This is a genomic window from Dactylosporangium sp. CA-233914 (assembly GCF_050942935.1).
GTDB lineage: Bacteria > Actinomycetota > Actinomycetes > Mycobacteriales > Micromonosporaceae > Dactylosporangium.
This window is the reverse complement of record NZ_CP192030.1, coordinates 8760394-8772914: the sequence shown is the minus strand read 5'-3', so window position 1 is coordinate 8772914 and position 12521 is coordinate 8760394. Positions and strand designations below refer to the sequence as shown.

At 72.8% G+C, this 12521-nt stretch carries 15 protein-coding genes and 1 pseudogene; 10 read left to right on the top strand and 6 right to left on the bottom strand.

The annotated features are described in order from the left end of the window. Nucleotides 1-4: 4 nt before the first annotated feature. Both ACQPY0_RS39235 and ACQPY0_RS39230 read left to right on the top strand, forming a co-directional pair. A complete protein-coding gene (locus ACQPY0_RS39235) occupies nt 5-1267 on the top strand; it encodes an FUSC family protein (RefSeq protein ID WP_432972805.1) in 1263 nt (420 codons plus the stop codon). A gap of 50 nt (nt 1268-1317) precedes the next feature. Continuing rightward, nucleotides 1318-1842 carry a hypothetical protein gene (locus ACQPY0_RS39230; RefSeq protein WP_432972802.1) on the top strand — a complete coding sequence of 175 codons (525 nt, stop codon included), beginning with the start codon at nt 1318-1320 and terminating at the stop codon, nt 1840-1842. A gap of 3 nt (nt 1843-1845) precedes the next feature. Here ACQPY0_RS39230 and ACQPY0_RS39225 read toward each other — a convergent pair whose 3' ends face one another. The 4 genes and pseudogenes from ACQPY0_RS39225 to ACQPY0_RS39210 all read right to left on the bottom strand — a co-directional run bounded on the left by ACQPY0_RS39225 (nt 1846) and on the right by ACQPY0_RS39210 (nt 5263). Continuing rightward, nucleotides 1846-2193 carry an HD domain-containing protein gene (locus ACQPY0_RS39225; RefSeq protein ID WP_432972799.1) on the bottom strand — a complete coding sequence of 116 codons (348 nt, stop codon included), beginning with the start codon at nt 2191-2193 and terminating at the stop codon, nt 1846-1848. 169 nt (nt 2194-2362) lie between these two features. Further along, nucleotides 2363-3510 (bottom strand): annotated as a pseudogene (locus ACQPY0_RS39220) (RNA polymerase sigma factor). A gap of 62 nt (nt 3511-3572) precedes the next feature. Beyond that, on the bottom strand, nt 3573-3908 hold the full coding sequence (locus ACQPY0_RS39215; RefSeq protein WP_432972796.1) for a YciI family protein: 336 nt from the start codon (nt 3906-3908) through the stop codon (nt 3573-3575). 68 nt (nt 3909-3976) lie between these two features. Beyond that, on the bottom strand, nt 3977-5263 hold the full coding sequence (locus ACQPY0_RS39210) for a DUF2252 domain-containing protein (protein ID WP_432972793.1): 1287 nt from the start codon (nt 5261-5263) through the stop codon (nt 3977-3979). Between the two features lie 78 nt (nt 5264-5341). Between ACQPY0_RS39210 and ACQPY0_RS39205 the strand changes: the two genes are divergently transcribed. From ACQPY0_RS39205 to ACQPY0_RS39180, 6 genes are read left to right on the top strand one after another with little or no spacing between them, the layout of a single operon-like run. After that, the gene (locus tag ACQPY0_RS39205; RefSeq protein WP_432972790.1) at nt 5342-5956 is read left to right on the top strand and encodes a DUF4178 domain-containing protein; all 615 of its coding nucleotides are present in this window, start codon (nt 5342-5344) and stop codon (nt 5954-5956) included. A 3-nt stretch (nt 5957-5959) separates the two neighbouring features. Further along, nucleotides 5960-6412 carry a DUF2617 family protein gene (locus ACQPY0_RS39200; RefSeq protein WP_432972787.1) on the top strand — a complete coding sequence of 151 codons (453 nt, stop codon included), beginning with the start codon at nt 5960-5962 and terminating at the stop codon, nt 6410-6412. Beyond that, nucleotides 6409-6837, top strand: a complete 429-nt coding sequence (locus tag ACQPY0_RS39195; RefSeq protein ID WP_432972784.1) for a DUF4247 domain-containing protein — start codon at nt 6409-6411, stop codon at nt 6835-6837. The genes ACQPY0_RS39200 and ACQPY0_RS39195 overlap by 4 nt, the downstream gene beginning before the upstream one ends. A 21-nt stretch (nt 6838-6858) precedes the next feature. Further along, nucleotides 6859-7281 (top strand): DUF350 domain-containing protein, encoded by a 423-nt coding sequence (locus tag ACQPY0_RS39190; protein ID WP_432972781.1) that lies wholly within the window; start codon nt 6859-6861, stop codon nt 7279-7281. Further along, nucleotides 7281-7967, top strand: coding sequence for a hypothetical protein (locus ACQPY0_RS39185; RefSeq protein WP_432972778.1), 687 nt, complete (start codon nt 7281-7283; stop codon nt 7965-7967). The genes ACQPY0_RS39190 and ACQPY0_RS39185 overlap by 1 nt, the downstream gene beginning before the upstream one ends. Next, a complete protein-coding gene (locus ACQPY0_RS39180) occupies nt 7964-9487 on the top strand; it encodes a polyamine aminopropyltransferase (RefSeq protein ID WP_432972775.1) in 1524 nt (507 codons plus the stop codon). The genes ACQPY0_RS39185 and ACQPY0_RS39180 overlap by 4 nt, the downstream gene beginning before the upstream one ends. Before the next feature lie 22 nt (nt 9488-9509). Here ACQPY0_RS39180 and ACQPY0_RS39175 read toward each other — a convergent pair whose 3' ends face one another. Further along, nucleotides 9510-9917 (bottom strand): (R)-mandelonitrile lyase, encoded by a 408-nt coding sequence (locus ACQPY0_RS39175; RefSeq protein ID WP_432972772.1) that lies wholly within the window; start codon nt 9915-9917, stop codon nt 9510-9512. A gap of 124 nt (nt 9918-10041) precedes the next feature. Next, nucleotides 10042-10584, bottom strand: a complete 543-nt coding sequence (locus ACQPY0_RS39170; RefSeq protein WP_432972769.1) for a TetR/AcrR family transcriptional regulator — start codon at nt 10582-10584, stop codon at nt 10042-10044. A 315-nt stretch (nt 10585-10899) separates the two neighbouring features. On the opposite strand from ACQPY0_RS39170, the gene ACQPY0_RS39165 reads away from it, so the two are divergent. Both ACQPY0_RS39165 and ACQPY0_RS39160 read left to right on the top strand, forming a co-directional pair. Beyond that, entirely contained in the window at nt 10900-11637 is a 738-nt protein-coding gene (locus ACQPY0_RS39165) for a hypothetical protein (RefSeq protein WP_432972766.1), read from the top strand. A 65-nt stretch (nt 11638-11702) separates the two neighbouring features. Continuing rightward, nucleotides 11703-12323, top strand: coding sequence for an L-threonylcarbamoyladenylate synthase (locus ACQPY0_RS39160; protein ID WP_432972763.1), 621 nt, complete (start codon nt 11703-11705; stop codon nt 12321-12323). Nucleotides 12324-12521 lie beyond the last annotated feature (198 nt).

Genomic DNA, 12521 nt, shown 5'->3' with positions numbered 1-12521 from the left:
GCAGGTGCGTAATATCTGGTCGGCGGCCGCCGGGTTCGCCCCGGTGCTCGCCACCGTCGCGACCCTGATCCCGGTCGCCGGCGCCGCGCACACCGGCATCGGCGTCGTCGTGCTCGGCGCCGCCGTCAGCCTCATGGCCGGCCGGTCGGCGGGGCGTCACGGCCCGTGGCGGCTGCTGCTGGTACCGGCCGGGGCCCTGATCATCGCCGCCTTCGCGGTGCTCTTCCACGCCGCCCACGCCTACGGCGACGCGTTCTTCGTCCTCACCGTGGCCGCCGCGACCGCCGCGCGCGCGTTCGGCCCCGTCGCCGGCCGCCTCGGCCGCGCCCTGGTCCTGCCGCTCATCGGGATGCTGATCGCCCCGGTGAACCCCGGCGGCCATCCGCTGCGCACCCTGGCCTGGGCGACGCTGGCGGTCTTCGTCGCCGAGGCGTACGTGCTGGCGGCCCGGCTGATCCGCCGTACCGAGGCCGAGGACGAGTTGCCGAGCACCGCTTCCGCTCGCATCCACGTGTGGCGCGGCGTGCAGTCGGCGCTCGCCCTGACCCTGGCGTTCACGGTCGGGCAGGCGGTGTTCGGCGAGCACTGGGCCTGGACGGTCATCAGCGCGTACACGGTCGGCGCCGCGGCCCGCTCCCGCGGCGACGCGCTGCTCAAGGGCGCCCATCGCACCCTCGGCGCGCTCGGCGGCACCGCGCTCGCCACGGTCCTGGCCCTCGCCGTCGGCGACCACCGGCGGGTCGCGGTCGCGCTTCTGCTGGCGGTCCTCGCCGCGGGCTACTCTCTGCGCCAGTACGGCTACGCCTGGTGGGCCGCGAGTGTCACCGCCGCCCTGGCGCTGCTCTACAGCCTCCTCGGCATGTCCGGTACGGCGGCGCTGCCCCTGCTGGGAACCCGCCTGGTCGCGGTGGTCGCCGGCGCCGTGTGCGCGATCCTGCCCGCTGCCCTGATCGCTCCCATCCGCACCGGCGCGGTCGTGCGCAAGCGCACGGGGGAGTGCCTGCGCACCATCCGCGACGGCGACCACGCCCTGGCCCTGCGCCGCCTGACGGCCCTGCGCGAGGCGGCCGCGCCGCTGTACGCCGTCCGGCGTTTCCACCGCCGCCGCGAGCTCGCCTGGGTCGAGGCCCTGCGGGCGCTGGAGCCGGACCTGCGCACCCTGACCGAGCACCCGGACGACCCGGAGGCGGCGAGCCGCGTCCGCCGCGCCCTGGGCCCGGTGGCCGAGGACCTGCGAGCCGCGGCCGCGGTCTTAAGTCCTGCTTAGATGCCGGGTCCGGGGCGGCGAGGCGAGAATTTTCCACATACAGTTCGCGCATGGGTGTGCTGCGCGAACTGGTCGTGATCGGCCTGCTGTGCTTCGTGGTGGCCGCCGCGATCCGCTTCGCCAGGGCAGGCCGCATCGGCGACCGCCTGGACCCCGGCCGCCTGCTGACGACGGCGGTCTCCGCGGGCGTCCTCGGCGCGGTCCTGGTGACCCTGACGGCCGCGGTGCTGCTGGCCATGCACCGGGCCGACGAACGCGGCGGCGACGCCGGCGAACTGCGCGGTGCGGTGCTGCTGACCGTAGGCTGCGCGGTGGCGCTGCCGGCCGCCACCTGGCTGACGCTACGCCTGATGGGCATCCGCCCGGCGTGGTTCGCCGCCCTGGGCGCCTGGTCCCTGCTGGGCCTGTGCAGCGGGGTGGCCCAGGCCTACCTCCCGGGCGGCGCGCTCCAGCCGGCCTGGTTCTACGGCCTGCTGGCGGTGCTGCCCTTCGCCACGGGCGCCCTGGCCGCCGACCCGGCCCTGTCCCACACCCGCCCCCCGATCCACGACGACGTCACGACCCCGGTCCGCTGAACCTCACCGGTCCCGCCAGGACAGCGGAGAGACGCTGGTCGCCGCCTCGGCGATCCGGCGGCCGGTCTCGGTCTTCAGGCCCTCGCGGGCCGAGTCGATCCATCCGTCGTGCCGCGCTTCGTACTCCTCAACGGCGCCCTGGACCATCTCGCGGCTGCGGTCGGGCAGGTGCTCGGTCTGATCGGCGGTGATCCGGCGCGGCGCGGGCTTGGTCAGGTAGGCGGTGGCCGTGTGCGGCAGGTCTCCGGTCCGCGTCTCCTGGCTGTCGTGCCACAAGGCCAGCAACGCCGCACGGGCCGGGTCCGCCCCTTCTTCGGCCGCGATCATCGCCGCCAACTGTGCGACCCTCATCGTGTGCTCGGCGACGGGTCGCGCACACCCACATGCCACCATCCGGATCGCCTGATGCGTTTCAACAACCCCAGTTCGTACCCGAATGCGGCAATCGCATCGGCGTCACCCGGCACGTCGGGTCTTTGGCTGGACAGCCCGGACGCGGTGCTGTGGGAGGACGCCCCGTCTATCCGGTGAGTTCCTGGTCGGCTCGTTCCAGGAGGGCATCGCGCTCCGCCGGGCTCGACGTCAGCGCCGCGGCCTCGCGGAAGAGTTTCGCGGCCAGGTCGTGGTTGCCCGACCTTGCGGTCAGGTCCGCCTCGGCGGCTGTCGCGTGGGGGTAGTCGTCCAGTGCGCCGCCGGCCCGGGCCTCGGCCAGCAGGTGCAGGCCGGTCGCCGGGCCGTGGGCGTAGCCGTGGGCCACCGCGCGGTTGAGGGCGATCACCGGGGTCGGCTGCCGGGACCACAGTGCGTCGTAACACTCCGCGATGCCCGGCCAGTTGGTCGCCCCGGCCGATGGGGCCGTCGCGTGGTACGCCGCGATCCGGGCCTGCAGCGCGTACGGGCCCGACCCCGCCGACTCCAGCAGCGCCACGCCCTCCGCGATCGCCTCGCGGTCCCACAGCGTGCGGTCCTGCTGCTGCAGGGTCAGCAGGCGGCCGTCCCCGGAGCGTCTGGCGGCTCGGCGCGAGTGCTGGAGGAGGAACAGCGCGAGCAGTCCGGAATTTCGGACACGTCGCCGGGCAGCAGCGACAGCAGCAGGCGGGTCAGGCGGATCGCCTCGTCGGCGAAGGCCGGGGAACCGTCCGGGTTGTAGCCGTTGGTGAACAGGACGTACAGCACGCCCAGGACTCCTGGCAGGCGTTCGGCCAGGGCGGGGCCCTCCGGCACGCGGTACGGTATCCGGGCCTGCGTGATCTTCGCCTTGGCGCGGGTCAGCCTTCTCGTCATCGTCGCCTCGGTCACCAGGAAGGCGCGGGCGATGTCGGCCGTGCGGACCCCGCAGATCGTGCGCAGAGTCAACGCCACCCGGGCCTCCAGCGGCAGGGCCGGGTGGCAGCAGGTGAAGATCAGGCGCAGGCGGTCGTCCGGGAAGGCGTCCGGCGGCTCGGCGGGCGCGGACAGCAGGGCGGCCTCGCGCAGCTTCACGCGCTCGACGCTCGCCCGGCGCAGGACGTCGATCGCCCGGTTGCGGGCCGTCGTCATCAGCCACGCGGCCGGGTTGCCGGGAATGCCCGCCGACGGCCAGCGCTGCACGGCCGACGCCAGGGCCTCCTGGGCGCAGTCCTCGGCCAGGTCCCAGTCGCCGGTCAGCCGGATCAGGGCCGCCACGATGCGCGGATAGGCCTCGGCCGCCGCGAGCGCGACGGCCGAGGCCGGGTCCGAAGGGGGCGACGTCACTGCTCGAGGTCGGCGAACGGGCGGATCTCGATGCGGCCGGCGTAGGCCATGGGGTGGGTGCGGGCGACCTCGAGGGCCTCGTCCAGGTCGGCGCACTCGAGCAGGTCGAAGCCGACGATGACCTCCTTCGTCTCGGCGAACGGACCGTCGGTGACGAGCAGTTCGCCGTCGCGCACGCGCACGGTGGTCGCGGCCGACGGCGGGGCCAGGACGCTGCCCTGCAGACGGCGGCCGGCCCCGTCGTTGGTGCGCACCCACTCGTTGATGTCGGGCGCGGCCGACGGGTCGGTGTCCGGCTCCGGGTCGCTGCAGACGAACATCATGTACTTCATCAGGGGTTTCCTCTCCCACGAAGAACGATTCCAGCCTAGTGACGAACGGGCCGGGCGGATCCGGACAGCTATCGCAGCGGAAACCGGTCGTTGCGGAAGAGGTCGACGAAGATCTGGTGGTCGGTGCGGGCGCGGTCGCCGTAGGAGTGGGCGAAGTCGACCAGCATCGCCACGAAGCCGGGCTCGTCGCGGTCCACGGCGGCGACGATCGCCTCCTCGGTGGAGAAGTCGACCAGGTCGTGCGCGGACTCGTCGTCGGCCACGGAGTGCATCCGGGCGGTGGCGCGGCCGAGGTACGCCATGACGCCGGAGAGTTCGGTGAGCTCGTTGACGTCGCTCCAGTCGAGGTCGGTCGCGTACGGTGACACCTCCGCCACCAGTTGCCCGACCCCGCGCAGCACCGTGTGCCCGGCCCAGGTGTCCGCGTGCGCCTGCAGGGCGCGCTGCGACTCCGACGTGCGGTGCCCCTGATGGCGGAAGTAGTCGCGGACCCGTGGATCGGTGATCCAGCGTGACACGGCCGGCGTCTGGCCCTGCTTCATGTACAGGATCACGTCGTTCTCCAGCGCCTGCGTGTGCCCCTCCAGCAACAGGTTGTAGCTGGGCAGGCCGGCCGAGCCGATGCCGACGCCCTTGCGCAGGACGATGTCCTTGATCCGGTACTGCTCCGGCCGGGTCGAGTCCCAGGCCGGCAGCGTCGGCAGGTAGGCGTCGAAGGCGGCGACGACCTCGGCGCGCAGGTCGTCCCCGACCGGATGGACGCCGTCGGCCGTCGTGAAGCGGCGCTCGTAATCCTCGATGACCGTCTGCGAGTCCAGCAGCGCCACACGCGTGTTGAGCCGGGCCCGCTGCAGCACGTCGTGCAGCACACCGTCCGTGGTGTCGAGGGTCAGCGAGCCGATCGCCCCGCCACCGGCGATCCCGCGCAGCTCGGCGAGGTAGGCGCGCGCGTAGCCGGAGACCAGCTCGCCGATCGCGGCGTCGGAGATCGCCTTGGAGTATCCGATCAGCGCCACGCTCGCCGCGAAGCGCTTCAGGTCCCAGGTGAAGGGCCCGACGTACGCCTCGTCGAAGTCGTTGACGTTGAACACCAGCGTGCCGGCGGAGTTCATGTACGTGCCGAAGTTCTCCGCGTGCAGGTCGCCGTGGATCCACACGGCGGAGGTGCGCTCGTCGAGGAACTCGTCGCGGGTGCCCTGCACGTCGGCGTAGAAGACGCAGGCGCTGCCGCGGTAGAACGCGAACGGGGAGGCGGCCATCTTGCGGAACTTGCGGCGGAACGCGGCCGGGTCGAGGGCCATCAGGTCCCCGAACTCGGTCACGAACACGTTCATCAGGGCTTCGGCGCGATCCATCGCCCGAAGATACAAAGCCGGTGCAGCCCCGGCTTGCTACATTGATCAACCAGTCGAACCCCCAGCGAAGGACCCCCGTTGACCGGCCTGGTGCTCATCGTCATCGCCCTGCTCGTCGTCGTGGTCGTGCTGCTCGTGCTGCTGCTGCGCCGCCGGCCGGCCCCCACGGGCGCCGCCGCGGCGCGGGATCCCTTCCGCGACACCGGCGAGGACGCGTTGCGCGGCGATCCGCGCACGCTCAAGGCCGGCGACCTGGTGGAGATCCGCGGCACGACGTACACGGTGCGTGGCACGCTGGTCTACACCGAGCAGTCGTGGAGCTGGGCCGAGCACATGCTCGATGACAGCACCGGCGGGCCGAAGGTGTGGCTGAGCGTCGAGGAGGACCCCGACCTGGAGCTGTCGCTGTGGCACGAGGTGCCCGGCGCGACCGTGAGCCCGGGGCCGCAGTCGCTGGACTTCGACGGCCGCCGCTACGCCAAGGACGAATCCGGCAAGGCCAGGTTCACCTCGAACGGCACCACGGGCCTGTCGGCCTCGGGCACGGCGAAATACGTGGACTACGAGGCGAAGGACGGCGCGCTGCTGTCGTTCGAGTCGTACGCGGGGCCGGGCGAGGCCGACCGGTGGGAGGTCGGGCGCGGCGAGACCCTGCTGCGCGGCGAGGTCCGCGTCTGGTCGCAGGGCGGCTGATCGGTGCTCGTCACGCTCGAGGTGCCCTACGCCGACACGACCGCCGCCGACCTGCGCTTCGCCCTGGACATGCCCTCGCAGCCGGCCCTGCGGGTGCTGCGCGTCGGCCCGGTGACCCTGCGCCTGCTGGGCGCGTCCCACCAGATCCACTGCGGCCCGATCAGCGAGACCGTCGCCTACCTGCCGGCCGCCGGCACCGCCGTGCCCGAGCGGTTCGACCGGCCCGGATATCGGTTCCGGGCCGAGATCCGCCGCCTGGGACCCGAGGCGTTCGCGGCCGAGTGCGCCGAACTGCGGGCGAGGGCGCTGGCCAAGCAGGCCCTGGGCGGCGTCTTCGGCGGCGCCCGGGACGCCCTGACCGTGCTGGCCGCGACCCCGGACGGCTGGTGGACCGCGCACGCCTACCCGCAGACGGGGGAACTGGTCCTGACGGAAACGAAGGTGACGCTCCCATGAGACGGATCTGGTACCTCGTGGCCGGCTGCCTGGGCGCGGTCGGCCTGCTCATCGGCGGCATCACCGTGTTCTCGGGCAGCTTCAGCCCGCGATCGTACGTGTCGCAGCACTACCAGCGGGCGGCGGTGCGCGACATCGGCACCGAGGCGCGCGCCTACACCAGCACGAAGTCCCCGACCCGGGTCGCCGACGAGATCTCCCGGGCCTGGTCGCCCGCGGGCCGCTATGCCGACGGCACCGGCGTCTACCTGCGGTACTCCGAGGACTCCATCGTGCTCAAGCCCAGCGGCACCGGCACGCTGATCCTGGTCGAGGCGCTGCGGACCGCGTACCGCCGCTACTCCGGCACGGTCGGCGGCAGCGGCTGGGTCGGGCGCGGCGACGGCATCAGCAGCCGCGGCGGCGGCCCCGGCAGCGGCAAATAACCGCGGAAAGTAGCGATCAGCATGCTCGAACTCGTCACCGACCTCGCGGTCACGCTCGGCTACGCCGGGGTCGGCATCCTGCTCATGGGCATCGGCGCGGTGCTCGTCGACGTCGCCACGCCCGGCTCGCTGCGGCACCTGATCTGGGTCGAGCGCAACGCCAACGCCGCGGTCCTGCTCGCCTCCAACCTGGTTGCCGTCGGGGTCATCGCCACGACCGCGATCGTGGCCAGCGACGGGCACTTCGCGCAGGGGATCGCCGCGACGGTCGGGTACGGCCTCATCGGCCTGCTCGTGATGACCGTCGCGTTCGTCGTCGTCGACATGCTGACCCCGGGCCGGCTCGGCGAGCTGCTCGTGCACCCGCAGCCGCACCCGGCCGTGTGGATCACCGCGGCGGTGCACCTGGCGGTCGGTGCGATCATCGCCGCGGCGATCCTCTGATGTCGAAGAAGCTCATCGACGGCATCTGGGTCGGGGTCGTCGTCGTGGTGATGCTGTGCGTGTTCGGGTACTGCTCGACGAGGAGCGACGACGGGGACTCCTCCGTGGCCGTCCCCGCGCAGGACGCGCAGTCGGTCGCCGACGACCTGGCCCGGGCCGCGAAGGCGCACGAGGTCTGCTACGGCTGGCAGCTGCTGGACTCCACGACGCCGGTGAGCTCCGGCTCCAACCTGGGGCCGGGCGTCAAGGTGTCCGACCGGGCCGACGAGTGCCCGCGATACATCGAGGTGCGCGGCACGTACCACTGGTACCCGGACAGCAGCGAGTCGGAGGACTACGCGCGGTACAGCATCGTCAGCAACGTCACCGGGGGCCGTGACATCGACCCGGCCGGACTCGACCGGCTCGGCGCCGGCCCGAGCCGGCTGCTCGACGACCCGGCGGCGGCGATCCTGGACGCGGCGGAGGCGTTGCCGCTGCTGGCCCAGGAGGCGGGGGCGGTCAGCGGTACCGTGGCCGAGCCCTCCCTCTCCGCGAGCCCCGCGCCGCTGTCCTCCGGCGGCAGCGACTTCTGGCGGGACCGCTGGGTGCTGGTGGTGATCAGCGGCTCGTTCCTGCTGGCTGCCGTGGTGACAGCCGTCCTGGGCTTCGCGATCAATCGCCGTCAGTCGGAAAATCCCGAATGAGCCGGTTCCGCCGGACCGCGGTCCTGGCCGCGGTCTTCGTCTGCGCCGCCTGCGGGCTGGTGTACGAGCTGGCCCTGGTCGCCCTCGGCAGCTACCTCATCGGCGACACCGCCGCCCAGGCCTCGATCGTCCTCGGCGTCATGGTGTTCGCGATGGGCCTCGGCGCGCTCGCCGCCAAACCGCTGCAGAAGCGCGCCCTCGCCGCGTTCGCCTGGATCGAGCTCGCCCTCGCGCTCTTCGGCGGGCTCTCGGTGCTCGCGCTGTACGCCGCGTTCGCCTACCTCGACCTGTACGCCCCCGCGCTCGTGGCCATGGCCCTGCTGCTCGGCGCGCTCATCGGCGCCGAGATCCCGCTGCTGATGGTCCTGCTGCAGCGCATCCGCGCCCAGGACGCGGGCAGCGCCGTCGCCGACCTGTTCGCCGCGGACTACGTCGGCGCCCTGCTCGGCGGCCTCGCCTTCCCGTTCCTGCTGCTGCCCGTCTTCGGCCAGCTGCGCGGGGCGCTCATCGTCGGCGCGGTCAACGCCGTCGTCGGCCTCACCGTCGTCGTCGCCGTGTTCCGCCGGGACCTCGCCCGCCGCGGCGGCACCGCGCTGGCCGCCGGCGCGCTCGCGGTCCTGGCCGTGCTCGGCACCTGCTACTACTACTCGACGAAGTTCGAGGTCACGGCCCGTCAGCAGCTGTACGCCGACCCGGTGGTCTTCGCCGAGCGCAGCCGCTACCAGCAGATCGTGCTCACCCAGTCCCTCGACGGCTCCGACGTGCGCCTGTTCCTCAACGGCGACCTCCAGTTCGCATCAATCGACGAATACCGATACCACGAGGCCCTCGTGCACCCGCTGCTGGCCGGCGCCCGCGGGAGCGTGCTGATCCTCGGCGGAGGCGACGGCCTGGCCCTGCGCGAGGTCCTCAAGTACCCCGACGTCACCGCCGTCACCGAGGTCGAGCTCGATCCGGCGGTCATCCGGCTCGCCCGCACCGACCCGCGGCTGCACGCGCTGAACCGGAACGCGTTCGCCGACGCGCGGGTACACCTGCTGAACCTCGACGCGTTCGCCTGGCTGCGCGAGCAGAGCGCCCGCTTCGACGCGATCGTCGTCGACATGCCCGACCCGGACGAGACCGCGACCGCCAAGCTGTACTCGGTCGAGTTCTACGCGATGGTCCGCCGGGCCCTCGCACCCGGCGGCCGGATGGTGGTCCAGTCCGGGTCGCCGTACTTCGCGCCGCGCGAGTACTGGTGCGTGGCCGCGACCCTCGCGGCGGCCGGTCTGGCGGCGGTGCCGTACCACGTCGACGTTCCGTCCTTCGGCGACTGGGGCTTCTTCCTCGCCGCCGAGGGCGCCCCGCCCGCGCTGACCCTGCGCCCGCCACCCGAGCCGCTGCGCTTCCTCGACGCGGACGTCCTGCGCGCGGCGTCGGTCTTCCCGGCCGACCGCCGCCGCGTCGACGTCCCGCCGTCGACGCTCATGGACCCGAAGATCATGGAGTACGCCCGCCAGGAGTGGAAGGGCTACTGACCCCGCCGTCGGTCGGGCCGGCTCAGCGCTGGTTCGCCTCCTGATACTCCTCGCCGGGGACGGGTTCGAGCCACGTGGTGGGGTCGGCGCCGCCGGGTTCGGCCTCGAGCATCGCGAGGTGGCTCATGAAGGTGCCGGCGGCGGCGCCGTGCCAGTGGTCCTCGCCCGGCGGGCAGATGACGGTGTCGCCGGCCCGGATGCGCAGCACGGTGCCGTCGCGGGTGCCGACCAGGCCGACGCCCTCGGTGACGTGGAGGGTCTGGCCGACGGCGTGGGCGTGCCAGTTGGTGCGGGCGCCGGGGGTGAAGCGCACGAGGGCGACGGTCATCCGCGACGGGCCGGTGCCGTTGTAGATCGGGGTCAGGTAGACGTCGCCGGTGAAGTTGCGCGCGGGCGTCTTGACGGTGGGGCTGACGGGCTTGAGTTCCATGTGCCGGTCCTTCCGCAGGTCAGCGGGGGCCGCGGGCGGGCGCGATCCGCAGCTCGTCGGCGGCGCCGATCCGCTATCGCACTTCCCGCGGTCGCGGCGTTGAACCAGACGGGCCAGCTGCCGGTCAGCGCGGGGTCAGGCCGTCGGCGACGAGCCGCAGGCCGCGGCCCTTGGCGGACGCCGGGAGGCGCTGCTCCATCACCAGGGTGCCCGCGATGACCGCATGCAGCTCCGCCGTCGTCAGGTCGGCGCGGACGGCGCCCGCCTCCTGGGCCCGGCGCAGCAGCACCGCCAGCGCCGCCTCCAGGCCCGCACCCGCCTCCAGGATCGCGGCGCCCACCTGGGACGGCTCGGTCAGCGCGGCCGACAGCGCCAGGTTCTGGCCGGCCTCCGTTGCCAGGCGGCGGAAGAACTCGTAGAACGCTGCGCCCGGGTCCGGGGCGTCGGCGAGGGACCCGGCGGCCGCGGTCAGCTCGGTCAGGCGGTCGGCGACCACCGCCGCGAACAGGGCGTCCTTCCTCGGGAAGTGGCGGTGGACCGTGCCGGGGCCCACGCCCGCGCGGCGGGCCAGGTCGTCGAGGCTCACGGCCGGGCCTTCGTCCGCGAAGGCCGTCCTGGCCGCGGTCAGGATGCGCTGGCGGTTGCGTACGGCGTCGGCGCGAGGCATGGCGGCACCACCCCTGGAAAGCGGGGCGAGCGCCCCGATCGTTCGGGAAAGGACGGACCGCATGATTATCGTGACCGGCGCGTACGGGCCGTACGGGCGGCTCGTCGTTCAGCACCTCCTCGAGCTCGTCGCGCCCGGGACCGCGTTCGCGAGCGCGGTCGAGGGCTGGGCGCGGGGATGACGATGAGCGGTGCGTGAGCGAAGCTGTGCCGAGCGTGGGACAGCAGGTGAATCCGAGCCGAACAGCTGGGTGGTTCGGCCGTTCCGGGGCAGGCGATGCCGGGTCCGGGCGGCTAAGCTGCGGATCTTGTGTCGATGTCTTGCGTGACGTGTGGAGCCCCCGGGCACGACACCGACGGTCGATACCTCTGCGTGCGCCACGGTGGCGTGCCGTCCGCGGCCTTCCTCGCCGCCCTCGTCGGCGAGGGCGAAACCACCACCCGCCCGGCCCCCGAGGTCGCGCCCGAGGAGACGGCGGAGCACGAGGACGAGATCCTGCAGGACCGGCCGCCGGCGGCGATGCGGGCGTACACCTGGCTGTTCCTCGCCGTGACCGCCGTGCACGCCGTGCTGCTCGTCGTCGACGTGCTCGTGCTGCGCCGGGAGGACAAGGCGCTGCGGCAGTACGCCGTCGAGCAGGACTACCTGCAGGCCACCAGCGCCCAGGCGGTGTTCGCGCTCGTGGACCGGGTCGGGGCCGCGGTCAGCGTGGCGCTGTGGGTGACGCTGCTGATGTTCGCCGTCTGGTTCGGCCTCGCCGGGCGGGTCGTCGACCGGATGGGGCGGGACCGGCGCACGGTGCTGCGGCACTGGACGTACCTCGGCTGGCGTCTCGCCCTCGTCCCGCTCGTCGTGTATCTCTTCGCCGAGGCCGCCCGCGACGAGATGCGCCCGGCGGAGCGGTTCGCCTTCGTGGAGGAGGCGCTGTCGGTCAACCACACGGCGATCATGTTCGTGTCGTTACGCATCGTGATGCTGGCGATGCTCGCCGGATTCGTCGTCGTGGTCTGGCGCCGGCTCAGCCCGCAGAAGCCGGACGCGCTGCCGTTCTGAGCGGTCTCGGCCGGGTCGTGGCCTCCAGATCCGTCACGCGCTATTCCTACACGTAGGCTGGAGTCGTGGCGAGGTACTTCGACGTGCATCCGGACAATCCGCAGCCGCGGCTGCTGCAGCAGATCGTGACGCTCCTGCGTGAGGACGGCCTGATCGCCTACCCGACCGACTCCTGCTACGCGCTGGGCTGCCAGCTCGGCAGCCACCCCGGCCTCGCGCGCATCCGCGACATCCGCCGCCTCGACGACCGGCACCACTTCACCCTCATGTGCCGCGACTTCGCCCAGCTCGGGCAGTTCGTGAAGATCTCCAACGCGGTGTTCCGGCTGGTCAAGGCCGCGACTCCGGGCAGCTACACGTTCATCCTGCCGGCCAGCCCCGAGGTGCCGCGACGGCTGCTGCACCCGAAGAAGCGCACGGTCGGCGTGCGCATCCCGCAGCACACGGTGACCCAGGCGCTGCTGGCCGAGCTCGGCGAGCCGCTGCTGTCCAGCACCCTGCTGCTGCCCGGCGAGCACGAGCCGATGACGCAGGGCTGGCAGATCAAGGAGGCGCTCGACCACCAGCTCGACGCGGTCGTCGACGGCGAGTGCGGCACCGAGCCGACCACCGTCGTGGACCTGTCGGAGGACGAGCCCGAGATCCTGCGGGTCGGCGCCGGTGACCCGGGCCGGTTCGAGCAGTAAAGAACCCAAGTGCGTGCTGCCGGACGAGCTGTTGCGGACCCGCCCGATACGGAACCTGGACAACGCGGCGGCCGTCTACGCCTGCTTCGTAGTGGCACCGTGACACTGACTGTTACCACGAGGACGTCCTGCGCGGCACCCGCACGCCGGGCGAGCCGCCGGACCGGCTGCGCGCCGGCCACCTGACCGGGGGCCGGC

What these genes read in the sequence shown, in the direction of transcription:
- ACQPY0_RS39180 (WP_432972775.1), top strand. Translation starts at nt 7,964, where the DNA reads ATGAGCCGGTTCCGCCGGACCGCGGTCCTGGCCGCGGTCTTCGTCTGC.
- ACQPY0_RS39165 (WP_432972766.1), top strand. Translation starts at nt 10,900, where the DNA reads ATGTCTTGCGTGACGTGTGGAGCCCCCGGGCACGACACCGACGGTCGA.
- ACQPY0_RS39225 (WP_432972799.1), bottom strand. Translation starts at nt 2,193, where the DNA reads ATGAGGGTCGCACAGTTGGCGGCGATGATCGCGGCCGAAGAAGGGGCG.
- ACQPY0_RS39190 (WP_432972781.1), top strand. Translation starts at nt 6,859, where the DNA reads ATGCTCGAACTCGTCACCGACCTCGCGGTCACGCTCGGCTACGCCGGG.
- ACQPY0_RS39170 (WP_432972769.1), bottom strand. Translation starts at nt 10,584, where the DNA reads ATGCCTCGCGCCGACGCCGTACGCAACCGCCAGCGCATCCTGACCGCG.
- ACQPY0_RS39185 (WP_432972778.1), top strand. Translation starts at nt 7,281, where the DNA reads ATGTCGAAGAAGCTCATCGACGGCATCTGGGTCGGGGTCGTCGTCGTG.
- ACQPY0_RS39230 (WP_432972802.1), top strand. Translation starts at nt 1,318, where the DNA reads ATGGGTGTGCTGCGCGAACTGGTCGTGATCGGCCTGCTGTGCTTCGTG.
- ACQPY0_RS39175 (WP_432972772.1), bottom strand. Translation starts at nt 9,917, where the DNA reads ATGGAACTCAAGCCCGTCAGCCCCACCGTCAAGACGCCCGCGCGCAAC.
- ACQPY0_RS39195 (WP_432972784.1), top strand. Translation starts at nt 6,409, where the DNA reads ATGAGACGGATCTGGTACCTCGTGGCCGGCTGCCTGGGCGCGGTCGGC.
- ACQPY0_RS39210 (WP_432972793.1), bottom strand. Translation starts at nt 5,263, where the DNA reads ATGGATCGCGCCGAAGCCCTGATGAACGTGTTCGTGACCGAGTTCGGG.
- ACQPY0_RS39215 (WP_432972796.1), bottom strand. Translation starts at nt 3,908, where the DNA reads ATGAAGTACATGATGTTCGTCTGCAGCGACCCGGAGCCGGACACCGAC.